Source organism: Bacillus sp. m3-13 (genome assembly GCF_000175075.1).
GTDB lineage: Bacteria > Bacillota > Bacilli > Bacillales > Bacillaceae_I > Sutcliffiella_A > Sutcliffiella_A horikoshii_C.
Map to the genome: position 1 here is coordinate 24805 of NZ_ACPC01000014.1, position 26389 is coordinate 51193.

Genomic DNA, 26389 nt, shown 5'->3' on the forward strand with positions numbered 1-26389 from the left:
CACCTCTATCATTTATATTAGTGATAGTATAGCATGTTTTGGTATAAAATACAAACATAAGTTCGAATTATTGACAAGAATATACGTTCGCTTGATAATAATAGTTTAAAAGAATGATGGAGGAAATCATACATGAAGGGAATCATTTATTGTCGTGTGAGTACCAAAAAAGATACACAAGAAACGTCATTGTCCCGGCAAAGGGAAGAATTAGTTTCCTTAGCGGCAAACCGAGATATCGAAATCATTGAGATAGTGGAGGAACAGGCGAGCGGATATGATTTGGATCGTGAAGGGGTTTTTCAAATAATCGAGCTTATTTCAAGTCAACATATTGATGTCCTTCTAATTCAGGATGAAACAAGGCTTGGCAGAGGGAATGCAAAAATCGCTTTTTTACATTGGTTGAGAAAACACGAAATTAAGATATTTTCTATAACGGATAATGGAGAACTGAGATTATCTGATTCTGATTCGATGGTTATGGATATTGTGGCAATTGTTGAGGAATACCAAAGAAAGCTACATAATTTGAAAATAAAAAGAGGCATGCAACGTGCGGTTAAAAGAGGGTATGACCCCACCAAAAACCTGACAAACCTCCATATGAGCCCTGGCCGCGAGAAAATTGAGGTGCCGATTGAAGAGATAGTCAGACTGCGTACAAATAAACTCACTTTTCATGAAATCGCTGCCACATTGAGAGGGCTTGGGTATGAAGTTTCTAAAGCAACAGTAAATAGACGCTATCGGGAGTATATAGAAGAGAACGACACCGGTTTGCTTGTAAAAAAAGAACCTCTCTAGTAAGATAAAAGCATATCTTCACAAGGATGAAAGAAGGAGTTTTCTATGTTATCAAAAGAAAAAATAGCAAGAATCAATGCACTTTCCAAAAAGGCCAAAAGTGAAGGCCTTACAAAGGAAGAGACAGCTGAACAACAAAAGCTTCGTCAAGAGTATATCAAGACATTCCGAGCTTCCATGGAAAATACTTTGCAAGGTGTTACAATCGTGGATCCGGAAGGAAATGATGTCACTCCAGAAAAATTAAAGGATACTAAAAAGAATTTAAAGCATTAATCGCTTTTTTTCAGAACATTGGAACATACTATTTATGATAAAATAGAATTTTTCCATGAAAAAATAAGTTAAAGAGAGAAAGGGTGGATAAGATGACACAACATATAGATCAACTTTCCATTAATACAATCCGTACATTATCTATCGATGCAATTGAAAAGGCAAACTCTGGTCACCCAGGAATGCCAATGGGTGCTGCACCTATGGGATATTCTTTATGGACAAGATTTATGAACCACAACCCTAAGAATCCGAACTGGTTTAATAGAGACCGCTTTGTACTTTCTGCAGGTCACGGTTCCATGTTACTTTATAGCCTTTTACATTTAGGCGGATATGACGTATCTATGAATGATTTAAAAGAATTCCGTCAATGGGGAAGCAAAACTCCAGGACACCCTGAAGTTGGTCACACGCCTGGTGTAGATGCAACAACTGGTCCGCTTGGACAAGGTATTGCAATGGGTGTTGGAATGGCTATGGCAGAGCGCCACTTGGCAGCTACATATAACAAAGAAGATATGGAACTTGTAAATCACTTTACATACAGCATTTGTGGAGATGGGGATTTGATGGAAGGTGTTTCTGGAGAAGCTGCTTCTCTAGCTTCTCACTTGAAATTGGGCCGTTTCATTGTTCTTTACGATTCTAATGATATCTCGCTTGATGGTGACTTAGATCGTTCTTTCTCTGAAAGCATTGAAACGCGTTTCAAAGGATACGGCTGGCAATATATCCGCGTGGAAGATGGAAACAATTTAGAAGAAATTGCTGCTGCGGTGGAAGAAGCACAAAGTGACCTTTCCCGTCCAACCATGATTGAAGTAAAAACTACCATTGGTTACGGTTCACCAAACCGTGCAGGTAAATCAGATGTTCATGGTGCACCACTAGGCTCAGATGAATTGAAACTGACTAAGGAAGCGTATAAATGGACATTTGATAACGATTTCCATGTTCCGGAAGAAGTTTACACTCATTTCCGTGAAACAGTTGCAGATAAAGGTGCAAAAGTGGAAGCGGAATGGAATGATATGTTTGATGCTTACAAATCAAAATACCCAGACCTTGGAAAACAACTTGAAGCAGCGATGAAAGGTGAACTTCCTGAAGGATGGGATTCTGAGATTCCTGTCTATGAAGAAGGAAAAAGCTTAGCTTCCCGTGCTTCATCTGGTGAGGTTCTGAACGCAATTGCCAAACAAGTACCTTCCTTCTTTGGTGGATCTGCTGACTTGGCTGGTTCAAACAAAACGAATATTAAAAACGAAGCTGACTTCACTGCAGAAGATTATAGCGGTCGCAATATTTGGTTTGGTGTTCGTGAATTCGGAATGGGTGCAGCTATGAACGGTATGGCGTTACATGGCGGTCTAAAAGTATACGGTGGAACGTTCTTCGTATTTTCCGATTACTTGCGTCCAGCTATACGATTAGCGGCACTTCAACAGTTGCCTGTAACCTATGTGTTCACGCATGACTCCATTGCAGTTGGAGAAGACGGACCTACACATGAACCGATTGAACAACTTCCATCATTACGTGCAATGCCAAACCTTTGTGTTATTCGTCCTGCAGACGGTAACGAGACGGCTGCAGCATGGAAAGTGGCATTAGAATCCGAAAAGACACCAACAGCACTTGTGTTAACACGTCAAAACCTGCCTACTATTAAAGGGACAGATGAGACGGCACTTGAAGGTGTGCGTAAAGGTGCTTATGTCATTTCCAAAACTGAAAAAGAAACTGCTGATGCACTTATCCTTGCAACAGGATCTGAAGTTGGTCTTGCTGTGGATGCTCAAAAAGCATTACAACAAGAAGGTATTCATGTGTCTGTCGTAAGTATGCCTTCATGGGATCGCTTTGAACAACAATCCCAAGAATACAAAAATTCTGTATTACCGAAAGACGTGAAGAAACGCCTTGGAATTGAAATGGCTACTCCACTAGGGTGGGAGCGTTATACTGGTGATGAAGGGGATATCCTCGCCATCAACGGATTCGGCGCATCTGCACCAGGCGAAAGAATCATGAAAGAATACGGTTTTACTACTGAAAATGTAGTTGCACGTGTTAAAGCGTTGTTAGATAAATAAGCATGTTAAAAAAAGTGAGTATTACCTAATTACAAGGTAATGCTCATTTTTTTATGCATTCGACAATAATTGCTAAAAATAGCCCCTTGTCAACTACACTATAAGACAAAACTCTGCTCTATCATTCTCTATAATAAAAGAAAAGAAGTGACTGGAGGGTTTCGTTTGCGTGAATATATGATTTATTTGATAGAGGAAGAAGTAGCTAAACATTACTCTGGTAATGAGTTAAAACTTTTCCAGCTTTTTCAGCAATACGAACAAGAGGAACCGCTTCGCTCCATTATTAAACGGCAAGTTGATTATGTTACGCTCCCAGTCCCAACCTTTCCACTTCAACAATCATTAGAGCAGGCCTTAAAGAACAAGGAAGGTTACAAAAGAGTGGCCTATCAGCATAAAATAGAGAGAGAAGATTCCACAGCAAAGCTATCCATATTCGAAAAGTACTTAAAGCTTTCTTCGAAGGGATCATTTGAAGCAGAGGCAATCTTCTTTGAAATTATACGTAAACAAGCTCCATATTTTCTTGCAATAGACGCCAGCTCAAATCGCTATGGTTGGCTCCAACCAATTAAACAGAGAAAATTTGTTTAATTGGTGGAGAAATCTATCGGAAAATGTTGTATAATAGGTTTTAGTTTAGTACACTACATTGGTAGACCTAGTTTTGAGGAGGAAATTTTTTAATGGAAACATGGATTTGGATTCTTATTGTAGTTCTAGCATTGATTGCTGGGGTTGCACTAGGATTTTTCATCGCTCGTAAGTACATGATGACTTACCTAAAGAAAAATCCACCAATTAATGAGCAAATGCTTCGCGTGATGATGATGCAAATGGGAATGAAACCATCCCAAAAGAAAATTAATCAGATGATGTCTGCGATGAATAAACAAATGAAATAAATGAAAAGCACTCACTATGGGTGCTTTTTCTTTTTAGAAAAAAATCACTACAAAAAGTATCTTCCTAAAAATTTGAATATTTGCTAAACTGTTATAGTTGAACGCAGATAAAAAATCGGGGGAAAGATCATGAGTATTTTCAAAGACCTTTGGTGGTTTTTTAAACAAGAAAGGAAGTCATACATGCCAGGGGTGCTTCTTCTTGCTTTTGTAGCATTCCTAGAACTGATTCCGCCAAGAATTGTAGGAATGACGGTCGATCACATTGTGGAAGGTACGCTTACAAGGGAGACTATTCTGCAACTGATGCTGATTCTTCTTGGTACCGCCGTTATTGTTTACATCTTGCGTTATCTATGGCGAATCATGATTTTCGGTCCGGCAGTAAGACTTGCCAGATTACTTCGCAATAATTTGTATGAGCATTTTACGAAAATGTCGGCAAGTTTTTATCAACGGAGACGTGTTGGGGATTTAATGGCACATTCGACGAATGACCTACAAGCTATCCAACAGACCGCAGGAGCGGGGGTTTTAACTCTTGTTGATTCCTTAATGACTGGAGGATTTGTTCTAATTGCCATGGCAGCGACGATCAGTTGGAAATTGACGCTAATCTGCCTTATTCCTCTTCCGCTCATGGCTTTAGCAACCAACTATTACGGAACGCTGCTTCACAAAACATTCCATAAGGCACAAGCTGCATTCTCTTCTCTAAATGATAAAGTACAAGAAAGTGTTAATGGAATAAAAGTGGTCAAAACCTTCGGGCAAGAAAAAGAAGAAATAGTTGAGTTCGAAAAACAGGCAGAAGACGTGGTGAAAAAAAATGTAACGGTGGCAAAAATAGACTCCCTGTTTGACCCTACAATTGGGTTGGTGATTGGCGTCTCCTTTTTCCTTGCAATCGCCTTTGGATCTAAATATGTCATGACAGGGGAACTGACAATTGGGGAACTAATTGCATTCACTACCTATCTTGGTCTGTTGATTTGGCCGATGCTTGCATTTGGCTGGCTTTTCAACATTGTAGAACGCGGCAGGGCTTCTTACGACCGTGTAACAGCCCTGATGAAAGAGGAAGTTGATATAAAAGATACCGAAGGAGCAATCGAGACAGTTCCAACCGGTGATATTGTGTACAACGTGCAAAGTTTTACATATCCAACCGAAAAAGAACCTTTGTTAAAAGACATTAATGTACACGTAACTCAAGGTCAGACACTTGGAGTAGTTGGAAAGACTGGTAGTGGGAAAACAACTTTATTGAAGATGCTGATCAGGGAATTTGACGGTATAAAAGGGGAAATCCTGATTGGTGAAACTTCTATAAAAAAATACAGGTTAGAAGCTTTGCGAAAAGCGATTGGCTATGTTCCACAGGATCACTTTCTATTCTCTGCCACCATTGCTGATAATATCGCCTTTGCAGTACCTGAAGCAACATTTGAAGAAATCATTCAGGCAGCGAAACTGGCAAATATCCATGAAGATATTATTCAGTTTACTGACGGTTATCAGACAATGGTTGGAGAACGTGGAGTTTCCTTATCGGGTGGACAAAAACAACGATTATCCATTGCTAGGGCCTTGCTAATGGATCCCGAAATTTTAATACTCGATGATTCTCTTTCCGCTGTTGATGCAAAAACAGAGGAAAGCATCTTGCATGCACTTAAGGAAAATCGTCAAGGAAAAACAACTATTATAACCTCTCATCGATTAAGTGCCATCCAGCATGCACAAACAATTATCGTTTTAGAAAATGGGCACATCGTGCAGACGGGGACACATGGGCAGCTAATGGATGAGGAAGGTTGGTATAAGAATATGTATCATCGTCAAGCATTGGAATCCCTTGTGGAGCATGGGGGTTAAGAGATGAACAATCAGACAATAACAGCAAAAGAACAAAGGCAGGTTTTAAAGAGATTATTGGGGTATGCCAGACCGCACACTAAACAATTTATATTTGCTTTCAGCTTACTAGTCCTTGCAACGATCGGTGAAATAGTTGGGCCTTTAATCATTAAAGTGTTCATTGATGATTATTTAACACCACAAGTGATGGAAACAGGTCCTATTGTCACCCTTGCTTCGCTTTATATCGGGATCTTGATCGCAAAAGTAATCATTACTTACTTTCAACTGTTAAAATTTCAAGAGATATCGTTAAAGATAATACAAGAACTGCGTATTGATATTTTTGCAAAAGTACAGAAACTTGGATTGAAGTTCTTTGATAAAACCCCAGGAGGAAGTATCGTTTCAAGAGTTACTAATGATACAGAGGCAATCAAGGATATGTTTGTAAGTGTTATCTCGACATTCGTCCAAAATGGCGTGTTCTTAATTGGAATTTTTATAGCAATGTTTCTATTGAATGTGCAATTGGCCATCTTCTGTTTGCTGATCATCCCGATCATTTTCGCAATCATGGCCACGTACCGACATTTCAGCTCCAGATTTTATGCGGATATGAGAGAAAGGCTCAGTCAGTTGAATGCCAAACTGAATGAATCCTTACAAGGTATGTCTATCATTCAAGTATTCAGACAAGAGAAACGCCTTCGCAAGGAATTTGCAGAAATTAATGAAGCGCACTACCAGGCTGGAGTGAAAAATATTAAGCTTGACGGACTCTTGCTTCGCCCTGCTATTGATTTTGTCTATGTACTTTCGTTAATCTTGGTATTGAGTTATTTTGGAATATCATCGATTGGTAACGTGATAGAAATAGGAGTCCTTTATGCATTTGTCAATTACTTGGGGAGATTCTTTGAACCGGTTAATCAAATGATGATGAGGCTGTCTATGTACCAACAGGCTATAGTATCCGCCTCAAGGGTCTTCCATCTTCTTGATGAAAAGGAACTAGCACCAACAGCGGAAAAGTCACTAAGCGCACCATCTATTGCATCTGGGGAAATCGAATTTAAAAACGTAACATTTTCATATGATGGAAAACGTGATGTATTAAAGGATATATCTTTTACAGCAAAACCTGGGGAAACAGTTGCTTTAGTCGGCCATACGGGCAGTGGGAAAAGTTCTATCATCAACCTGCTAATGAGATTTTATCAGATTGAAAGAGGGGAAGTTCTTATTGACGGGTTCCCATTAAAGTATTTCGAAGATCAGGAGCTTAGAAAGAACATGGGGCTTGTACTTCAAGATCCATTCCTTTTCTATGGTACCATCAATCATAATATCCGCTTGCATGATCCATCCATAACAGATCAAGAGATAAAAGAAGCGGCTGAATTTGTTCAGGCAGATTCTTTTATTAAGAAATTACCAGACCAATATGAGCAATTAGTAGTCGAAAGAGGAGCGACCTTCTCTAGTGGTCAAAGGCAGCTGGTGGCTTTTGCAAGAACCATTGCAACAAAACCAAAAATTCTAGTTCTTGATGAGGCAACGGCAAACATTGATACTGAAACAGAAGAAGCAATCCAGACAGCTCTTGAAAAAATGAGAAAAGGACGAACGACCATCGCGATTGCTCATCGACTTTCTACTATCCAAGACGCTGATCAAATTTTAGTTTTGCATCAAGGAGAAATTGTCGAGAGAGGAACACATCAAGAATTATTGAATGTAGAAGGTTTGTATTACAAAATGTATCTTCTTCAAAACGGTAGTCCTGAAAAGGTGGAAGATGCGGTCATTCACCCTTAATTAAATTGTACACGGCTGTTTTAATTGGCCGTGTATTTTTTGTTTTAAAAATAAACCCCTTCTCATTGTTTAGAAGGGGTTTTGCCTGTTAAAAGCTCTATGTATTATTTAGGTACAATGATATGGTTATACTTATTTAGTAAAGTATCCAGTTCCTGGCTGAGCTTTAGTGTCTTAGAAGAGGACATTCCGTACTTTGCGACAATATCAATCAGTTCAGATCGCTTTTTTTCAATTAGTTCTATTAGTTCGTGTTTAGTAGCCAATGTTGAGTATCCTTCCTTCTTCCAATTCGTAACATCATTATACTAGAATTTAGGAGGCAATACAAAGAAAAACTTCAAGTTAATGGGACTTTAATAATTGTTAAACTAGTGAAAAATAACTAGACAATACTGTCACGGTTTCGACATAGAATGTTATCAACAGATGGTTTGTTTTAACTGATTTTTTGATACTATTATAGATATACTTTTGTAGGAGAAGTGATTATATGTCTGGAGATCTAACGTTATTCTTGGCATTTGGGGCTGGAGTACTTTCTTTCATATCTCCATGTACCTTGCCAATTTACCCTGCTTTTCTTTCTTATATAACAGGGGTATCTGTAGGGGAGTTAAAAGAAGAAAAAGGAATGCTGCAAAAGAGAAGTATTTTACATACGTTATTCTTTTTAGTTGGATTTTCTCTGATTTTTATTGCATTAGGATTTAGTACAACTTTTTTAGGTAGATTCTTTTTGCAATACCAGGATCTAATTAGGCAAGTTGGTGCCATCTTAATCATCTTTTTTGGTTTGGTAATATTGGGAGTTTTCCAACCGAAATTTTTAATGCAAGATAAAAAGTTTGCATTTAAAAACCGACCTTCCGGTTATATTGGGACTGTTTTGATAGGAATGGCTTTTGCTGCCGGATGGACGCCTTGCTCCGGGCCTATTCTTGGGGCGGTAATTGCGATGTCGATTAATAATCCATCATCAGGTATGTATTACATGCTAGCCTATGTATTAGGATTTGCTATTCCATTCTTTATTCTTTCATTTTTCATTGGAAAGATGGGATGGATTAAACGTAACCATACGCTAATTATGAAAATTGGTGGATATGCGATGATAATACTGGGAGTAATGCTTTTCTTTAATTGGATGACTAAAATTATTATCTGGCTCACAGCTATTACAGGAGGATTTCAAGGATTTTAAATTGTGTGATATTTTAGTTGATTCTTATGTCCGAAAAGAGTAAAGTTAAAATTGGGAATAAAGGAAAATTACAACTTTTTTTTAGGACATAAGGAGGGCTCTGTGGTGGCCAACGTTTTAGTAGTGGATGATGCAAAGTTTATGAGACTAACAATTGGGAACATTTTAACTAAATCTAACCACACTGTTATCGGTGAAGCAGAGAATGGAAAAGATGCGGTTTCACTCTATCGAGATCACCAGCCTGATCTTGTAACGATGGATATCACGATGCCTGAAATGAACGGTATTGAAGCTGTTCGTGAAATAGTGAAAGACTTTCCGAAAGCAAAAATCATTATGTGCTCAGCCATGGGGCAGCAGCGCCTTATTGTAGACGCAATTGAAGCAGGTGCAAAAGACTTCATTGTAAAGCCTTTTGATGAGAGCAGGGTATTGGAAGCTGTTAAAAGAGTGTTAGGTTAAGTGTAAAAACTATCGGACTTCTTGTACGATAGTTTTTTTTCTATAGGTAAGAGTTTTCAACCTCTATTTTAAAATCATAAATCTTAGATATCACTTTTAATATTTCTCTTTTTCGGTATAATAGTAAGAGGTTAAAAGTTGTGAATACAGAGGATGATTAATTTGTATACAGTACTATCTACGATTTTTGCAGTATGTATGGCACTTCTGGTAATATTTATCAGAATGAAAGCTGCGAAAAAACCTTCATCAGTGAAAAAAATTGTATTACCTCCTATTTTCATGAGTACCGGGGCATTGATGTTTTTATTTCCCGAATTTCGGGTCTCCTCGTTACAAATACTAGAGGCTCTAACAGTTGGTGCGATATTTTCAATATTTCTAATTAAGACTTCCAAGTTTGAAATGAAGGATAATGATATATACTTAAAAAGATCAAAGGCGTTTGTTTTCATATTGCTGGGATTATTAGCGGTAAGAGTTGTCATGAAGCTGGTCCTCAGTACACAGATTGATATTGGTGAACTGACAGGGATGTTTTGGCTGCTAGCTTTCGGGATGATCGTACCATGGAGAATTGCGATGTATATTAAATACAAGAAGATAGAGAGTGGGTCCATCCCACCAACGATAAAAACCTCGGTATAATAACCGAGGTTTTTCCTTTAAAATAGGTGTTGATACGGGGTGTGATCAATATTAAGGTGTTCCAATTTTTTTAATAGGAACTTATGATCCCGTTTAGGTGTAGCGAGAATGTAGCCACGAATAACATGTTCTCTTGTTATTTCTTTCGCGTTTTCTTTATAAGCAATTTCGCCTATTTTCCCTGCTATTTTTTGTCTTGCAATATCACGGAAAAGTTCCGGTACAGGTGAAACAAGCTCTTCTAACAGCTGTTTCAAATCATCCGGCCAGAGGTGACGGGTTTTTTCTAAATAGAAATCCTGCCAATCCAATTCCGATTTGCCATCTTCTTTAGGCATTCTTTTAAGAAATTTACGAAACATAAAGAACCCGCCAATGGCCAATAATCCAACCATTGCAACGACCCAAAATAAAATTAACCATAAAAACCATCCGGTTAACATGTTCTTTTCCCTCCGAACTCGTTAACATTCTTGTATTATTATAACCGAAACTATTATAATTGCACTAGTAAATGAAAAATCCAACCTAATTGATATAGAAAAAATGACAAAGTTTTGACGGAGGTGGCGACGATGAAAAAGATTGGTGCCGTAATTGGCAGCATGGGGAAAACGGAAATTCTTTCCCAAAGAGTCTGCCCGAAATGCAATAGAGAAGTAAAACGTGTACGCATGCAAATTATCGGTGGAGAAAATAAAGGTAAATGGCAAGAATATGAAAATGAATGTGATTGTCGATTGGCTGCTGAAACGATGCAAGCAGAAAAACGCCGAAAACATAAGTACTTTGAACAGTTTTGTATCATCCCTAGGGAGCTTGAGGATGCTACTCTCGAAAACTTCAAAGTGGACTATTCCAGCCAAGGTGAGGCATTAGCTAGCACAATAGATTTTTTTGACCAGTTCACGGGAAAAGAAAATTTATATTATTTTGGCCGAACGGGCAGAGGGAAAACACATTTAGCAGTCGGATTGTATAGATACTTCAAGGAAAATAATATTACCGCGATGTTTTTTGATGTGCCGAAACTGATGGATACCATCGTTGCATCTTGGGATAATGATTCAGGCTATTCGGAGAGTAAGTTTATGAAGGCCATCGCGGAAGTGGATGTCCTTATTCTCGATGACCTTGGAGTAGAGAGGGTAAGTGAGTGGGTAGATCAGACCATTTATTCCATCTTGAACCAAAGGCAAGGAAAAAGTATCGTGTTTACTTCCAATATCCATCCAGGGGATTTGACGAAACGGTATGGAGAACGGATTGCAGATCGAATAAAAAATAAAATGAGTCAAAATCAGTTGATTTCCATTGTGACACCGGAGAGTTATAGAACCAAAGATTTAACAATGTATAAAGATTAATATTGCTCCAAAATTTAGCCCATAGCAAACTATTGCTATGGGTTTTTCGTATTACGAAACAAAAAGTGAAATTTGTCTATTTTTGCAAGTGGAATAATGGTAAAATAATTCTAAATAGAAAGAAAAATACAAAAGGGGTGCCTGATATTGAAACAAGTAGAACAATTAAAGAAAGAACTTTCTAATGTAATTATCGGAAAAGACGAGGTTGTAGAACTCTTATTTATCTCGTTACTTAATAAAGGACATGTGTTGTTAGAAAGTGTTCCCGGTACGGGTAAAACGATGTTGGCAAAGAGTTTTGCCAAGACAATGGATGCAAGCTTTAAACGAATCCAGTTTACTCCTGATGTTTTGCCAAGTGATGTCACAGGGATACAGTTTTTTAATCCAAAGGAACAAAACTTTGAATTAAGACCTGGCCCTATCATGACAAATATTTTGTTGGCGGACGAGATCAACCGTGCTACTCCAAGAACGCAATCAAGTTTACTAGAGGTAATGGAGGAACGACAAGTAACCATTGATGGGCAGACATTATCCATTCCTGGACCGTTCATGGTAATTGCGACGCAAAATCCAATTGAATCTCAACAGGGTACGTTTCCATTGCCGGAAGCACAGATGGACCGCTTCTTTATCCAGCTAGATTTAGGCTATCCAACGATGGAAGAAGAGAAAGAAATGATGAATAAATATCGGTTAGACGAGCCGATCAAGCAATTGACATCTTTCTTTAGTAAAGAAGAAGTCATGGAATTGCAGGAACAGGTTAAACAGGTGAAAGTATCTTCAGTAGTAGAGGATTACATACTTGAAATCGTTCAAATGACCAGAAATCATGAGGAAATTGAGCTTGGGGTAAGCCCTCGTGGAACATTGGCATTAATGCGTGCGGCACAAGGGGCGGCATTTGTTAATGGAAGAGAGTACGTTACACCGGAAGATGTAAAGAAAATGGCTCCATATGTATTAAGTCACCGTTTAGTACTTACAATGGAAGGGTCGTTGAAAAAGACCAATAAGCAAATTGTTACAGAAGTGTTGGCAAGAGTTGTGGTGCCTGTGGAGGCGACATTATAGGAATGACTAGGTGGAATCAACAAGTAGATAACCTGACTCACCATATTTATTTCCGAGCATGTGCATTTGTCATTATTGCAATCGGCTTCTTTACAGGACATCCCATTTTATTTTTTATGGGGAGTTTGTATTTTGTATACTTCGTTGTTTCTTACTATTATTTAGCCAATGTAGGAAAGAAACTCAAGCTTACAATTTTAGATGGGCAAGTTAAAGTGTTTCCTGGAGAAACAGGAATCATTAAATTGAAGGTCGAACAACCATCCAGGTTGCCTGTTTTTTCTGGCCGGATTCAACTTGTTGCAGATAATAACATTGAGTTTCAAAACGGAGACAGGAGAACACGCATCAGCCAGATAAGTCTGCCATTTTCCTTAATGGGGAAAAGTGAATTAGTCATTGAAATTCCTTTTACGGCAATAGAAAGAGGAGTGGCTAAATTACATCATATTGAGCTGCAAATCTCACATTTTATTGATTTTGGTAAAGTGTATCTCCAAAAGAACGATCTAACGAAATTTGAAGCGCTGGTTTATTCAGAGCAGGTTCCAGTAACCGGTCTTGAAAGAATCATGCCAAAGAATCAGGGCACCTATCCAACTCGCTCGTCTCTTTTTGAAGATGTTAGCACCATTATAGGGACCCGTGATTATGCAGCCGGGGATTCCTTCAATAGAATACATTGGAAAGCTACTGCTAAAGTCACTACCCTTCAAACGAAAATGTATGAAAAGACTTCTCAATATTCTTGGTTAATTGTTTTTGATATTAGGTCTGGCAATTTAGAAGAGAGAATCAAAGGGATTACCCATTTATTACATCATGCGACCAAATTCAATATCCCATATTCCTTACTTGTTAACATTAAGCGGGTTGGGACACCAAGTTATTTTGAACTGCCTTATGGGGAAGGGAAACGCCATCTGCAAACTGCGTTGACCATGTTGGCAAGATTGCAAGGAAACAGTGTATCCATAGGAATGGCTACTTTTGAAAGAATAACCTTTCAACATGCTGCACATGCCCCATATGTGATTCTTTGTGGCGAGGAAGAGCGTTTGCGAGGTTGGAGGATGCCAACTGGTACTAATGTAAACCTCCTGGATGTAAAAGAAGATAGTTGTACATTAATACCATGGCGGTCAGAAGCAAGGAAGGAGGCTGTAAATGGGTAATCTTTGGAGGAACAGCATTCACTTATTGCTAGAGCTCAATATACTCTATTTTTTCATCTTGCTCTTGTACTTAGATTCCGGAAATCTGCCTTCTTTTGCAGGAATCTTGTTGCCATATGGGTTTGCAATTGCGATATTTGGCTTTTTAGGAAACAAACTTCCAAGTAGTTATGTAGCTATCATGCTTGTGGCACCCATTCTAGCTCTTTTTGCTTATCTTTCATCCTATAGTATAGGGCTTTCTCTTATTATAGGAGCTATTATTAGTTTCCGGGCATTTATGTATTTTGTGGAGGAAAGGTTCATTTCCACCTTCGCGCTATTGATCATGTCATTCATTTGGATGCCTTTTGTTTACGGGGCAGGAACGTTGGTAAACTATCCTCATGGACTTACATTAATGATATTATTTGGTGCACAGCTGGCCCTAGTTATTCTATTGTATAGTGGAAATGCCGTGTTTCAATTGAATGGCAACCGCTATATGCAAAAAAGGGTGGTTGGTGCGACAGCGGCCGTTTTTATTGGTATCGCCGCTGTTTCTGCAGTCTTTGCAACTATAGGTAAATACCTGATAACAGCGGGGCTTTCGGTTTTCGGCTTAGGTGTTAGTTTTATTTTCGATATTTTGGCAAGGCCATTATTTTATCTTTTGGGTTTGCATGATTGGACCATCAAGAGCGGTGGGCCTCAGGATGAGGGAGGCATTGAGATGGGGGAGAAGGAAGAAGCGGAAACTGCTGAGCTCTTACCATCTGAAGGGTTATTTGATAGCCCTGTAGTAGTAGCGGTTGGTATCATTGTTTTCTTATCTGTCCTTTACCTCCTATTAAATAAGAAAAAAGTGAACAATCAAAAACGAGAAGTACAGACTGAACAGCAATTTTCTTCTACGATGACTAAAAAGAGTGGCGGTGGATTCTTCGCTGGTAGAAGAAAGCAAAAGCCACCCGAAGATGAAGTTAGGAAGCTTATGTTTGATTTGGAGCAATTGGCATTAAAAAAGAACCGTGGGCGCCTTCCAAACGAAACATTGGAGGAATGGTTAAAACGGGAAACCTCATTTAATGAAAACTTTATGGAGCTGTATGCCAAAGTAAGATATGGCGAAATGAAGCTATCCCCTTCAGAAGTAGAAACCTGCAGGACGATGGCAGAGGAAATTCGAAAAGTGATGAAGCAGTGGAAAAAAGCGAGTTAAAGACTATCTTGCAGTGTATCCAACTAGGGGTGCACTGTTTTTATTTTGGAGGGGCGTTATGAGGACCTTAGTGAAGGGAGATTAGGTAGAGAGAAGTCTTCCTCAGCGGTATGAAGACCGCAGTGACTTGGAAATATGTATAGAGAAGTCCTCATCGAAGAAAAACCGCTCAAAATCAAAGCATATATGGAGTTGCGCTGCATTTCCATAATTATCCTCCATCATATTTCGCCGTATTTCTCCATTTTCAGCGATTATTCCGCTTCTACTGTAATTAAACGAAGGTCGATATTATTGGTAGCGTTTACACTCACTATTTGGCTTTCATACGGACTAATTGCCCAAACACCCTTGATATACATCCTCTACATGTTACGATTATAAACGTTGTTAAAAACGAACGGACAGACGGGAGCGATTAGATGCTGAAAGAAAAAGTGATTGGATTTATTGGAGCAGGATCAATGGCAGAAGCGATGATCTCAGGAATAGTAGCAAGTGAAATCATCCCTGCTAATAATGTAGTAGTAAGTAACAGATCAAACATCGACAGATTAATGGAACTTGAAGATAAATTCGGTGTTCGTGGCGTGATGAAACAGGATTTAGATATGAGTGAACTAGACATTATTGTACTGGCCATGAAACCGAAAGATATAGAAATTGCATTAGCTTCCTTAAAAGATCAATTAAACTCTTCACAATTATTGCTTTCCGTATTAGCAGGCGTATCCACTAGCTATATGGAAGATGGGTTAAACCCGGGCCAGCCCGTTATTCGCGTGATGCCAAACACGTCAAGCATGATAGGTGAATCGGCAACAGCGATTTCAGCTGGGAAGCATGTTGCGATGGATCATATAGTAGACACAAAAGTCATTTTAGAAACAATCGGTAAAGTATACAACATAGAAGAGGAACAAATGGACGTTTTCACAGGAGTAGCAGGAAGTGGTCCAGCATATTTCTATTATTTAATGGAACATATGGAAAAAACAGCGAAAGATGCTGGGTTAGATGAAGAGGTAACACGCGATGTCGTTTCACAAACTATTCTCGGTGCTGCGAAAATGATGCAGGCGAGTAATGAAGAACCAGCTTCGCTACGCAAGAAAGTGACTTCTCCTAACGGTACAACAGCAGCAGGATTAGAAGCATTAAGTGACAACGGAGGTGGAAAAGCCATCTCAGCTGCCATTAAAGGTGCAGCAGAACGTTCTAAAGAGATCAGTGCAGAAAAAGAAAAAGAATTGGTATTACAGTAAGGTTTACAACTATGTTTATAACAGGAGTGATTGAATGACCCCCGATAATAAGACAAAACGGGTAGTAATAAAAATTGGAAGCAGCTCATTGACAAGTTCACACGGTGAAATAAGCAGAAGAAAACTAGAAAGGCTTGTTGATGAAGTTGCTCAACTGAAGGATCAGGGCTATGAAGTCTTATTGGTATCTTCAGGGGCAGTAGCAGCCGGATACAGAAAGCTAGGCTGCCTGAATAGACCAACAAGTTTACCGGAAAAACAAGCAGCAGCGTCCATCGGACAAGGCTTGTTGATGGAAGCATACAGCGAGCTGTTATTATCTAACGGTTACGTTGCCTCTCAAATCCTTATTACAAGAGAAGATTTTTCAGATGAAAATCGCTACAATAACGCGCGCAACACCGCTAATGTTCTTTTAGAGCGTGGTATTGTACCGATCGTCAATGAAAATGACACCGTCACGGTAAACCGTCTAAAATTTGGGGATAATGATACACTTTCTGCTAAGGTAGCAGGCCTTGTTGATGCAGATATGTTATTAATATTGTCTGATATCGACGGTTTGTATGATGCAGATCCACGCAAAGATCCGGATGCCACTCTTTTACGAAAAGTGGAAGAGATCACCCCTGAAATTGAAGCGGCAGCTGGAGATCCAGGAAGTTCTGTCGGAACTGGCGGAATGAAATCAAAAATTGATGCTGTGAAGATTGCTATGGCATCTGGAATCCCTGCTTTCCTAGGTAAAGCAGGAGTTCCAAACATTCTCCTTCAAGCAGTGGAAAAAGAAGCAAACCGGAACTTATTTTGAATCAAAGGATACAGCAGGGAACTTAAACCATAAAAAGCAATGGATAGCTTTCAACTCAGGACCTGAAGGAGAAGTAGTACTCGCAGAAGGTGCCGACGTGTCCATGCTGGGCAAAAAAGAGATTATTGCCGTCAAGCATCTGTAAAGTGAAAGGGTACTTCCAGGGAAGGTTCCGTTGTGAGGATCTTGGACTTTGAAGGAAACAGAATCGGTCTTGGAGTGGTTAACTACTCATCCGAACAATTAAGAGAGTATGATCAGACACAGGATAAATTTACAGAAGAAGTAGTGAAGAATGACGATTTAGTATGTCATTTAGAAGCTTCGATTCCGGTTGGGATCTAATAGACATTATTAAAAAATATAATTTAAATAAATTCTAGGAGGAATTTGATGTCTTTATTAGTAGAGACAAATGTAGAAACACAAGCAAAACAAGCAAAGAAAGCAGCAAAAGTTGTCAGCCTATTAACAACAGAAGAAAAGAACCGGATTCTTTTGCATATCGCTAACACCCTTGAAAGCAATGTTTCACACATCTTGGAAGCCAATAATAAGGATTTGGACAAAGGGCGCGAAAAGAGCTATACAGAAGCATATATGGACCGCTTGGCATTATCTGAAGACCGCATTGCGGATTTCGCAAATGGTCTAAGAGAAGTTGCTGAACTAGAGGATCCTGTTGGGGACATTCTGTCAGATTGGACATTGGAAAACAGCCTTCAAGTCGAAAAAGTCCGTGTTCCACTTGGAGTTATCGGGATGATCTACGAAGCACGTCCAAATGTGACAGTTGATGCGACTGGATTAGCGTTGAAATCTGGTAATGCGATTGTATTAAAAGGTGGTTCTTCTGCCATCAACTCCAACCAGGCGATTGTCGATGTGATTCATAAAGCTTTAAAGACAACTTCAATCCCTGCAGAAGCAGTACAGTTTATAGCGAGTACAGACCGCAAAGCAACTCAAGAGCTGTTTACGATGAAGGATCATATTGATGTCTTGATTCCTCGCGGAGGAGCATCATTGATTAATGCTGTCGTAGAAAATGCTACAGTACCAGTACTTGAGACAGGTGTTGGGAATTGCCACCTTTATGTTGACAAGGATGCAGATGTCGAGACAGCATTATCTATTGTTGTCAATGCCAAAACGGACCGTCCTGCGGTTTGTAATGCAGCAGAGACGTTGATTGTCCATGAGGCTTGGTTCCACGCCAATAAAGAAGCATTAATCAACATGTTCAAGGAAAATGGGATTACCGTGCACGGAGATGACACAGTTGTTGAAACAATTCCTGGAGCAGTTAAAGCTGGGGAAGAAGATTGGACAAACGAGTATTTAAGCTTGGATATTGCAGTGAAAGTGGTTTCGGACATTGACGAGGCAATCGACCATATAGATGAATATGGAACAAAGCATTCCGAAGCCATCATTACAGAAAATAAAGAAACTGCCAGCAAGTTTATGAAACTAGTGGATGCAGCAGCTGTTTATCATAACGCTTCTACACGTTTCACAGACGGTGGAGCTTTAGGATTCGGTGCTGAGATCGGTATTTCCACTCAAAAACTTCATGCTCGTGGTCCTATGGGATTACCTGCATTAACAACGGTTAAATTCCAAATGACTGGTAATGGTCAAATTAGATAAAAATATTTTGTTATGAGTCTTGCCTCCATGGGCAGGGCTCTTTTCACTAAACATATTAAATAAAAAGAGGATTTTTTTGTCGAAAGTGGAATACATATTGTACAGAGAGAAAGGGGGAGATATTTTGCAAAATCAAATTGGCGCAATACTTAAAGTAGTAGGCGGTATAGTAATAGCCCTCGGATTCTTGTTCGGAATTATTGGAGCTTCACAAACAAACAGTTTTATATTTTTTGTTACTACTTTACTTGGTTCCCTTGTTACAGGAATGGTATTGATTGGTTTATCAGAAATTATTAGAATCCTGGAAGTGATTAACGAGAACATACCTAAAAGACGTAAAAAAATTGGATTGAGTTCAAACAACACACTTATTGATGCACCTCCTCATCCTATGAACACTAAGGAAGAGGATGATATAAAGTCATTCCTACAAAAGCATGATGTGGAAATAGAAAAGATTATTCCGACTCCAAAGGAAGATTTCTTTATCATAAAGACTTCTGCAAGGTATATGTTGATTGAAATGGGCGGCTTCACACCAAAGATTATAGATGAGGAAAAATGGCCAGAAGATTTGGTAGGTTGGTTTGAACAGTATAATCAACAATAAAGAAAACGTAGCATTCATTAAACAGAATGCTACGTTTTTCTTTTGTTTTTTTATGAAAATTAATAGATTTGACTATTATACTTACCCTATCAATTTGGAATTACTAGAATACTATAAAGTAATTCCGGAAAAAAGGGGGTGAAAGTATGGCAGAAAAAACGTTTAACAATCGTAGTGCAGCTAGCTTACAAATGGTTCTCCTTGTTCGTCAAGGTAGCAACCCAGCAAACTACGCCGGAGAAGTTGTATTCACCCTTCGTCCAGGACAGACAAGAACCATTTTCTACGGAAGTGAAGAAAATCCGTTCTTAAATGGTATTGTGATGTCGACAAATTTCAATGGAGATATTTACAGTAAAACTCAAATCGTTACAGTAAGAGGAACTCAGTTTGATAATCTATTGAATTTTAATAGCATTATCGACATTTTACCAATCTCCACGGATTATGTAATGTTTGGTCGTAATCCTGAAATGGTTATGCAGGATAGTAACATGACCCCTTAAAAAAAGTGGCAGGACTAGGTCCTGCCATTTTTTGTGTTAGCTATTCCATGATATTATTAAATTTCATTACTCCCTCCATAGCTTAAAGGAAATCTTCTTTTGCCTTATCAGGACATTTCTGCTCGGAAGGGTAAAACATTTCTCGATAACGTGATTCTAATACTTTTATTGTCTGTTTATTATTACTTCCATGATGGACCAGTTGGTTCTCCATAACTGTTCTTTTTACTGAATCAATAGAAGCCAATAACCCGTCACCCATTGTTCCGAACTCAAAAGTAGTGGAATATAAACTTTTGGAAGGCGCTATTTCGTCTTTAAGCATAGTAAAATACTCCGGTACATCAGCATTGGTTACATAAAATTCATCAGAGTTAGGAGTAAAAACCAGCGGATATTCAAATGTCTCTTGTGCTTCTTCTTCATTTGATAACGAGGACCATAGCCTGTATGCAGATCGACGTGAAGTATATTAGCGTAATCAGATAACAAGATCTCCTCAAACAAGCCCTATGTAAATTCAGTGGAAGGCTCATCTTCTTGGCCATCATAGTAGACCTTTTGGCTGCGTATATTGCCGGCTTAATAGCGCTGTCTCTATTTTAGTACTTTAATCAATTAGTACCGTCTTTGCAATTTTCCCGTAAAACCTTAAATCTCTCCAAGTTAAGGTGGCGATTTCTTTAGTTGGTTGGAATAAACCTTTCAGGTCCTCTTAGTCTGTGTTCATGTTCTTATCAAAAGTGTCCCAATCATAGATAAAACCTTTTCGTAACTTAAAAAGCGTATTTTTGATTCTTCATACGTTTTGATAAAATGACCGGAACTTGCAGGTGGTTTTTCTAAGTTCACTAGAATGAGGAGGGGTACGATGAAATGTAGAAATCGAAAAATAACGATAAAAGCAAAACCGAACTTAATCCATTTACTTTTCAGCATAGACAATGCAACAGCCTTCGGTATTCAAATTGGATAAATAGTTGAGTAGCTTTTTTGAGGTGTAAAAGGTATGAGGGTTTGTGAAGAATATGTATGGCGGGACTGCGTGGGAATCGAACCCACCTGAGACGGCACGCGCCTCACAAGCGGTTTTGAAGACCGAGACAAGCACCAGCATTGCAATCAGCCCCATACATTGGATAGTACCATTTTACTTATAGCTATGGAAGAATGCAATAAAAATATTGTTATAAAAATTGGAAACGTTTGTTCGGTTATGGTACATTATTCACTATAAGAGTATTATTTTCAAAAAAGGAGGGAGAAAAAGTTGAAATTAGAGAAAGAAACCCAATACATAAGAGGAATTACATTAAAAAGAGAAACCATTCCCACATTCGACCAATTCCCTTTCAACCTCCCAGTAATAAAAAATTTGAACACACTTCACCTTCATCCTAATGTCACTTACATCATCGGGGAAAATGGAATGGGTAAATCCACGTTGCTTGAGGGTATAGCTATTGCTTTAGGTTTTAACCCTGAGGGAGGAACGATAAATTTTAATTTTACGAGCTACGACTCCCATTCGGAATTAGACAACTATTTACGGGTTATAAAAGGTGCAGAGAGACCAGAAGACAGCTTTTTCTTTAGAGCGGAGACCTTTTATAATGTTGCAACCAATATTGAGGAAATGGACCGTGAATCTGGAGGCGGAAGAAGAATCATTGATTCATTTGGAGGAAAATCACTGCACCAACAATCGCATGGAGAGTCCTTTTTCGCAGCATTTGTGGAAAGGTTTCAAGGAAAAGGTTTATACATACTTGACGAGCCGGAAGCTGCCTTATCACCGCTGAGACAAATGTCGATGCTTGCCAGAATTAACGAGCTGGTGCAAGATGGATCGCAATTCATTATCTCTACTCACTCCCCGATAGTCATGGCTTATCCTGGTGCAAAAATTTTAGAGCTTACAGACGAAGGAATGTGCGAAACCTCTTTAGAGGAGACTCCTCACTTTACAATTATGAAACAATTCTTTGGTAATAGAGAAAGGATGTTGTATCACCTGTTTCAGTCTAATTGAGGAGTTAAAGGAGGAAGACAAATGATTGTAATCGGATTGGACTTAGCTGGTCCAAGTAATCATAAGGATACAGTACTAACCGTTTTTCAACAAAATAAGGATCATTTAATTTTCCGAAAAATGATCTCAAACATCAGCGACGAAGAAATATTATACGAAATTATAGACTTAAGTAGATTAGATGAGGTCGTCATTGGAATAGATGCTCCATTATCCTATCAGGATGGTGGTGGAGACAGAATGAGTGACAAACAGTTACGAAAATTTATTGTTTCCTTAGGGATGAAGCCAGGTTCCATTATGCCGCCCACATTCACTAGAATGGTATATCTTACATTAAGAGGGATCAAGCTCACGAGAGAGATAGAGAAACTCCATACGAATTTTCCAGTTTCTATAGTTGAAGTGCATCCAGGAGCGGCAATGGGATCAAGAGTATCGGAAAAAAAGTTAGAATATGTTCTTACATACAAGCAAAATCTTTCATCACGAAAATATCTTAAGAACTGGTGTGAACAACAAAACGTGATCGGGTTGCCCGATGGTGTAGAAAATGAGAGCCACTCCATCGATTCCTGTGCAGCAGCATTGGCAGCGTGGCACTGGGCGGATCAATCATTAAAGCCACAATGGATATATACAGCACAGCCTCCCTTGCATCCATATGATTATTGTTGTTAAATGCAAAATCTAAGCAGGAGATTTATCTTTTATATCGAAATCAATTAATGGTGAATTTATCCAAAAGGGGCGGGTGTTAATATGATTCAGAATTCCATTGCAACATTTAAGTGCGAAGTGGTTCAAAGAAAACTTCAGTTAGTTGGTCAATGTGCCACAGGTAATTTTCCAAAGTCCTTTCCTGAAGTTGCGATGAATGTACAACAAGAATTTGAGAATAGAAGAGACGAAGTGAGGCATGCGGTAAATCGTGATGTGATTTATAGTCCGTACCTTGCAAATAGTCTGGTTGCTACTTATTTTGCCTGTGTGGAAGTGCAGGAATATCAAGATATTCCTAAAGGGATGATGGCATTAAATATCCCACTGACATCTTATGCAAAAATAAGCTGTTCAAACAAAACAGTTGATATAGGTTATGACAGAATCTTCTCTTGGATGAAGGAAAATGGATACAGGCAAGAAAGTCTAGAGAAAGCATTTCCTATCGAAGTTTTTTATTTTGAAGACAATGTAGAGGAAGAAATCGTAGAATTATATATTCCTATAGTCGAATAGGGGGTTATGATATGAAAACATTGGTTGGTGAAATAGTAACTATTCCTGCTTATCGGGCGATGGGATTAAAGTGGGAAGGTGCCTATGCAGAGGTGCCACAACTAAAAGAACTTATTATTCAGATGAGTAAAAGAGTTGGTGAGTTTGCTTTTGCAAAAGAACCTGAAACGCAATTAGGGTTATCTTATCATCTAAGGTCTGATGGGTTTGTTCATTATTCTGTTTTTGAAGTGGATGAACAACAGGAGATACTGCCTGGAATGATAGAAATCATTGTTCCAGAAATGACCTATTTATTAGTCAAGCACCCTAAGGGAAAAGATATTGGCGTGACCTATACGGGAATTTATCAATGGTTTAAAGAGTGTGACTATCAACCGTGGAAGGAAAAAGGAAAAGAATATTTCGATGATCTTCCAATAAAGCATGAAAGATACCCTGTTGATAGGGACCTAGAAGATCCACATTTTAAGATTCTTATCCCAATTGAATTAAAATCATGAACATAAAACGATGCCACTAGCTGGTGTCGTTTTTTTGTGTAAAAAATTTCCTCAATAGCCGTTGCATTATTTTGGTGATTATAATATACTGCATTACAACACTAATGCACTGTGGTTGGATGGAGGTGGAACATTGATTTTAAATACGGATGGTACAAAACCGATTTATGTGCAAATTGCCGAATGGCTTGAGACAGAGATCCTGAACGGGAATTTTCTACAGGATCAAAAAGTGTATTCTCAATATCAATTAGCTGAAATCTTTAATATAAACCCTGCAACTGCAGCAAAGGGTCTTACATTATTGGTGGAAGATGAAGTCTTATATAAAAAGAGGGGGCTCGGCATGTTTGTTACAGAAGCAGCACAAGCTATCATCCTGACAAAAAGACGAGAACATACCTTGAAAAGATTGGTTACGGAACTGGTATCAGAGGCCGAACAATTAAACGTAGGGATGGATGAACTGCTTGAAATGGTAAGAAAGGAAAGTAAACAGAGCAAGGGGGAGTAATGGATGAAAGTAGTGGAATGTGAGGGATTGGTTAAGAAATACGGTCAATCAAAGGCACTTAATGACCTAAGTTTCCAAATTAGTGAAAATAAGATAACAGGGTTGATAGGAAGAAATGGTGCAGGTAAAACGACTCTTTTAAAAATAATGGCTGGTTTTCTAAAGCAAACTTCAGGAGGGATTAAAATCTTTAATGAACAACCATATAATAGCTTGTTTGCTTCAGCCAACAGCATTCTTGTAGATGATCAAATGGCGTTTCCCACTTCGTTAAATTTAGGAGAGGTGTTGGATGCAGCAGGAAGATTTTACGCTAACTGGGATGATGGATTGGCCAAGAAATTATTTGATTACTTTTCTTTTCAGAACAATCAGCGACATAGTGAATTGTCCAAAGGAATGAAAAGTACGTTTAACATGATTGTTGGGTTGGCGTCCAAGTGCTCGCTTACCATGTTTGATGAACCTACTACAGGGATGGACGCATCCGTTCGAAAGGACTTCTATAGGGCTTTGCTTAAAGATTATATTGCGAACCCTAGGACAATCATTATTTCAAGTCATCATCTGGAAGAGATGGAGGACCTTCTCGAGGATATCCTTCTACTGAACGATGGACAAAAAATATTACATTTGCCCGTGTCTGATTTAAAAGAATATGCAATAGGCGTCAAAGGAAACCCAAAGGGACTTATTGAGTGGTTGGACGATAAAGAGGTGCTTTATAAAAAAGAGATTGGTACTTCCATGATATATGCTGTAATCGAAAACATTTACTCGGAAAAAATCAAACAAGATGCAAATAAATTTGGATTTGAACTCTCGCCTGTTTCATCCAATGACATTTGTATCTATCTAACTGGGAAGGAAAAAGGAGGGATTGATGATGTCTTTAAATAAAGTAACACTGGAACAAGTAGTGAAAAACCAGTTTATTTATAAATTAGGTGCCTATTCTGGAGTTTTTATATCTTTGATTATTCTGCAACTAATCGCAGTGCTTTTTTCTCTGAATGGTGTTGGCATGTCTGGAGGAGGATCTGAGCAAATAAGCTACAGTCTACATTATTATTCTGGCAATCTAGTTTTTATTTTCACTATGTTATGGGTGTTTATTGTATCGATTATCATAACATCTAAAGTTTACAGAAACGAGGACTTTTCCTTTGTGAGCAATAGATTGAGCAGTGATCTATCCAATATACTTTTCGTGATTTTTGTCAGTGTTATCGGGACTGTTACAGCCCTTCTATCAACATTCTTAATAAAAGTAATTCTGTTATTTCTTCCAAAATTCGATATGTTCTATTACTCTCCAATTTCGATGAATATGAGCAGCTTTGTGTTTTATGGAATAGTGATCGCGTTTTGTTATATTTTGATCAGTGCAGCCGCTGGATATTTCGTGGGAACGTTAGTTAGGTTGTCTTCCCTAATCAAGATCATGGTTCCAGTAGTTTTTATAGGATATCTAATTTTTGGTAGAATGATAAGTGAGGTCAGCGGTCTGGCTACAGTAGTACAATTCTTCTACTTTGAAACTTCACTAGTAACATTTGTGCTCAAAGCAATACTCACTGTAATAGTTCTGTTTGCAAGTTCTGGTGCAATCTTCAACAGAATGGAGGTCAGACAATGAGCATTATTGTTAGCCTTATTATTAACCTCGTACTATTTATCGGGATTTTTGTTGCCTTATATTTATTCTTTTCCAAAGGAGCGAAAAGGATTAATTTCTCCACTTCCGTTAAGAAAAACATATTTGTTTTAGGTGGATACGTCTTCATTCTGTTTGTCTCTATGGTTATTTACTTTATGATCCCAGATGAGAAATATATGGAAGTCCAAAACAAAGAAGTAAATCAAGATGGATTCCAACTTTATGAAAGTCTGATGAATAAAGAAGAGGTGGACGAAAAGTACCTTGCAAGTGTTGATGACTATCCACTAGAAGAGAAGGAACTTGTAATAAGAAGTAAAGGGAGATCTATAGAATATAATGTATTGTTTATCAAAACAGAGGAATTACAGGAAGAAATAGAGGTTAAGATCTATAAAGGACAGTTTGAAATTAATGAATTTGATTTTTCAGATGAACTTCCCCTTCCCATTGTCAACTATACTGATAACATAATAGAAGTGGAGAATGCCCCATTTTTTGAAAAGAATATAGCTTTCATGACCCCGGAGTTTCCGTTTACACAATTTAATAGGGAGCGTTGGGAAGAGCAAGGTTCTAGCAGTGCTTCGAGAAGTCCCATTATTTACATCAAGATTCCAAAGGATGTGAATGTAATCTGGGATAAAGAAAACATATTCGTAGACGAAGTAAAATAGGT

At 38.5% G+C, this 26389-nt stretch carries 29 protein-coding genes, 1 tRNA gene and 1 pseudogene; 27 read left to right on the forward strand and 4 right to left on the reverse strand.

The genetic code is table 11. The features are described 5' to 3' along the window. Window positions 1-132: 132 nt before the first annotated feature. The 7 genes from M313_RS0106275 (at window position 133) to M313_RS0106305 (ending at window position 7771) form a co-directional block, all read left to right on the forward strand. A complete protein-coding gene (locus M313_RS0106275) occupies window positions 133-807 on the forward strand; it encodes a YneB family resolvase-like protein (protein WP_010193463.1) in 675 nt (224 codons plus the stop codon). Between the two features lie 45 nt (window positions 808-852). After that, on the forward strand, window positions 853-1083 hold the full coding sequence (locus M313_RS0106280) for a DUF896 domain-containing protein (protein WP_010193465.1): 231 nt from the start codon (window positions 853-855) through the stop codon (window positions 1081-1083). A gap of 92 nt (window positions 1084-1175) precedes the next feature. Beyond that, a complete protein-coding gene (gene tkt, locus M313_RS0106285) occupies window positions 1176-3182 on the forward strand; it encodes a transketolase (protein ID WP_010193466.1) in 2007 nt (668 codons plus the stop codon). 165 nt (window positions 3183-3347) lie between these two features. Then, window positions 3348-3779, forward strand: a complete 432-nt coding sequence (gene sirA / locus M313_RS0106290; RefSeq protein ID WP_010193467.1) for a sporulation inhibitor of replication protein SirA — start codon at window positions 3348-3350, stop codon at window positions 3777-3779. Window positions 3780-3871: 92 nt separating this feature from the next. After that, a complete protein-coding gene (locus M313_RS0106295; protein ID WP_010193468.1) occupies window positions 3872-4090 on the forward strand; it encodes a YneF family protein in 219 nt (72 codons plus the stop codon). A gap of 129 nt (window positions 4091-4219) precedes the next feature. Continuing rightward, window positions 4220-5968 (forward strand): ABC transporter transmembrane domain-containing protein, encoded by a 1749-nt coding sequence (locus M313_RS0106300; protein ID WP_010193470.1) that lies wholly within the window; start codon window positions 4220-4222, stop codon window positions 5966-5968. Window positions 5969-5971: 3 nt separating this feature from the next. After that, complete coding sequence (locus M313_RS0106305; RefSeq protein WP_010193471.1) at window positions 5972-7771, forward strand: ABC transporter ATP-binding protein; 1800 nt, start codon at window positions 5972-5974, stop codon at window positions 7769-7771. 104 nt (window positions 7772-7875) lie between these two features. On the opposite strand, the gene M313_RS0106310 is transcribed toward M313_RS0106305, so the two are convergent. Continuing rightward, the gene (locus M313_RS0106310) at window positions 7876-8037 is read right to left on the reverse strand and encodes an aspartyl-phosphate phosphatase Spo0E family protein (RefSeq protein WP_010193472.1); all 162 of its coding nucleotides are present in this window, start codon (window positions 8035-8037) and stop codon (window positions 7876-7878) included. Window positions 8038-8264: 227 nt separating this feature from the next. On the opposite strand from M313_RS0106310, the gene M313_RS0106315 reads away from it, so the two are divergent. From M313_RS0106315 to M313_RS22855, 3 genes are all read left to right on the forward strand, one after another. Further along, window positions 8265-8975, forward strand: coding sequence for a cytochrome c biogenesis CcdA family protein (locus tag M313_RS0106315; RefSeq protein ID WP_010193473.1), 711 nt, complete (start codon window positions 8265-8267; stop codon window positions 8973-8975). Window positions 8976-9080: 105 nt separating this feature from the next. Then, window positions 9081-9440, forward strand: coding sequence for a response regulator (locus M313_RS0106320; protein WP_010193477.1), 360 nt, complete (start codon window positions 9081-9083; stop codon window positions 9438-9440). Window positions 9441-9593: 153 nt separating this feature from the next. Continuing rightward, complete coding sequence (locus M313_RS22855; protein WP_050780653.1) at window positions 9594-10088, forward strand: CcdC family protein; 495 nt, start codon at window positions 9594-9596, stop codon at window positions 10086-10088. 17 nt (window positions 10089-10105) lie between these two features. On the opposite strand, the gene M313_RS0106330 is transcribed toward M313_RS22855, so the two are convergent. Continuing rightward, window positions 10106-10531 (reverse strand): DUF2621 domain-containing protein, encoded by a 426-nt coding sequence (locus tag M313_RS0106330; protein WP_010193482.1) that lies wholly within the window; start codon window positions 10529-10531, stop codon window positions 10106-10108. Window positions 10532-10663: 132 nt separating this feature from the next. On the opposite strand from M313_RS0106330, the gene M313_RS0106335 reads away from it, so the two are divergent. The 9 genes and pseudogenes from M313_RS0106335 (at window position 10664) to M313_RS0106375 (ending at window position 19762) form a co-directional block, all read left to right on the forward strand. Next, window positions 10664-11455, forward strand: a complete 792-nt coding sequence (locus M313_RS0106335) for an ATP-binding protein (RefSeq protein WP_010193485.1) — start codon at window positions 10664-10666, stop codon at window positions 11453-11455. Between the two features lie 144 nt (window positions 11456-11599). Continuing rightward, entirely contained in the window at window positions 11600-12538 is a 939-nt protein-coding gene (locus M313_RS0106340; RefSeq protein ID WP_029326368.1) for an AAA family ATPase, read from the forward strand. A gap of 2 nt (window positions 12539-12540) precedes the next feature. Continuing rightward, a complete protein-coding gene (locus M313_RS0106345; protein ID WP_010193491.1) occupies window positions 12541-13713 on the forward strand; it encodes a DUF58 domain-containing protein in 1173 nt (390 codons plus the stop codon). Beyond that, on the forward strand, window positions 13706-14914 hold the full coding sequence (locus M313_RS0106350) for a purine-cytosine permease family protein (protein WP_010193494.1): 1209 nt from the start codon (window positions 13706-13708) through the stop codon (window positions 14912-14914). Before M313_RS0106345 ends, M313_RS0106350 begins: the two co-directional genes overlap by 8 nt. A 422-nt stretch (window positions 14915-15336) precedes the next feature. Then, window positions 15337-16179 carry a pyrroline-5-carboxylate reductase gene (gene proC / locus M313_RS0106355; protein WP_010193495.1) on the forward strand — a complete coding sequence of 281 codons (843 nt, stop codon included), beginning with the start codon at window positions 15337-15339 and terminating at the stop codon, window positions 16177-16179. Between the two features lie 34 nt (window positions 16180-16213). Further along, window positions 16214-17335, forward strand: a pseudogene (gene proB, locus M313_RS22860) (glutamate 5-kinase). A 48-nt stretch (window positions 17336-17383) separates the two neighbouring features. Further along, window positions 17384-18643, forward strand: a complete 1260-nt coding sequence (locus tag M313_RS0106365) for a glutamate-5-semialdehyde dehydrogenase (protein ID WP_010193498.1) — start codon at window positions 17384-17386, stop codon at window positions 18641-18643. A gap of 124 nt (window positions 18644-18767) precedes the next feature. Next, window positions 18768-19256 (forward strand): hypothetical protein, encoded by a 489-nt coding sequence (locus tag M313_RS0106370; RefSeq protein WP_157182426.1) that lies wholly within the window; start codon window positions 18768-18770, stop codon window positions 19254-19256. Between the two features lie 146 nt (window positions 19257-19402). Then, entirely contained in the window at window positions 19403-19762 is a 360-nt protein-coding gene (locus M313_RS0106375; protein WP_010193501.1) for a hypothetical protein, read from the forward strand. Window positions 19763-19844: 82 nt separating this feature from the next. Here the strand turns inward: M313_RS0106375 and M313_RS0106380 are convergent, their stop codons facing one another. After that, entirely contained in the window at window positions 19845-20087 is a 243-nt protein-coding gene (locus M313_RS0106380) for a DUF2817 domain-containing protein (protein ID WP_010193502.1), read from the reverse strand. Between the two features lie 708 nt (window positions 20088-20795). Further along, a tRNA-Sec gene (locus M313_RS25745) sits at window positions 20796-20892 on the reverse strand. Window positions 20893-21032: 140 nt separating this feature from the next. Between M313_RS25745 and M313_RS0106390 the strand changes: the two genes are divergently transcribed. The 8 genes from M313_RS0106390 to M313_RS0106425 all read left to right on the forward strand — a co-directional run bounded on the left by M313_RS0106390 (window position 21033) and on the right by M313_RS0106425 (window position 26387). After that, on the forward strand, window positions 21033-21794 hold the full coding sequence (locus M313_RS0106390) for an AAA family ATPase (RefSeq protein ID WP_010193504.1): 762 nt from the start codon (window positions 21033-21035) through the stop codon (window positions 21792-21794). Window positions 21795-21815: 21 nt separating this feature from the next. After that, window positions 21816-22475 carry a DUF429 domain-containing protein gene (locus tag M313_RS0106395; protein ID WP_010193506.1) on the forward strand — a complete coding sequence of 220 codons (660 nt, stop codon included), beginning with the start codon at window positions 21816-21818 and terminating at the stop codon, window positions 22473-22475. 81 nt (window positions 22476-22556) lie between these two features. After that, entirely contained in the window at window positions 22557-23033 is a 477-nt protein-coding gene (locus tag M313_RS0106400; protein WP_010193508.1) for a GyrI-like domain-containing protein, read from the forward strand. A gap of 11 nt (window positions 23034-23044) precedes the next feature. Continuing rightward, window positions 23045-23536, forward strand: a complete 492-nt coding sequence (locus M313_RS0106405; RefSeq protein ID WP_010193510.1) for a GyrI-like domain-containing protein — start codon at window positions 23045-23047, stop codon at window positions 23534-23536. A 133-nt stretch (window positions 23537-23669) separates the two neighbouring features. Beyond that, the gene (locus tag M313_RS0106410; RefSeq protein ID WP_010193511.1) at window positions 23670-24050 is read left to right on the forward strand and encodes a GntR family transcriptional regulator; all 381 of its coding nucleotides are present in this window, start codon (window positions 23670-23672) and stop codon (window positions 24048-24050) included. Between the two features lie 3 nt (window positions 24051-24053). Further along, entirely contained in the window at window positions 24054-24950 is an 897-nt protein-coding gene (locus M313_RS0106415) for an ATP-binding cassette domain-containing protein (protein ID WP_010193512.1), read from the forward strand. Beyond that, window positions 24934-25689: a hypothetical protein gene (locus tag M313_RS0106420; protein WP_148978917.1), complete on the forward strand. Its 756-nt coding sequence runs from the start codon at window positions 24934-24936 to the stop codon at window positions 25687-25689. The genes M313_RS0106415 and M313_RS0106420 overlap by 17 nt, the downstream gene beginning before the upstream one ends. Then, complete coding sequence (locus tag M313_RS0106425) at window positions 25686-26387, forward strand: hypothetical protein (RefSeq protein ID WP_010193514.1); 702 nt, start codon at window positions 25686-25688, stop codon at window positions 26385-26387. The genes M313_RS0106420 and M313_RS0106425 overlap by 4 nt, the downstream gene beginning before the upstream one ends. The last annotated feature ends 2 nt before the right edge of the window (window positions 26388-26389 follow it).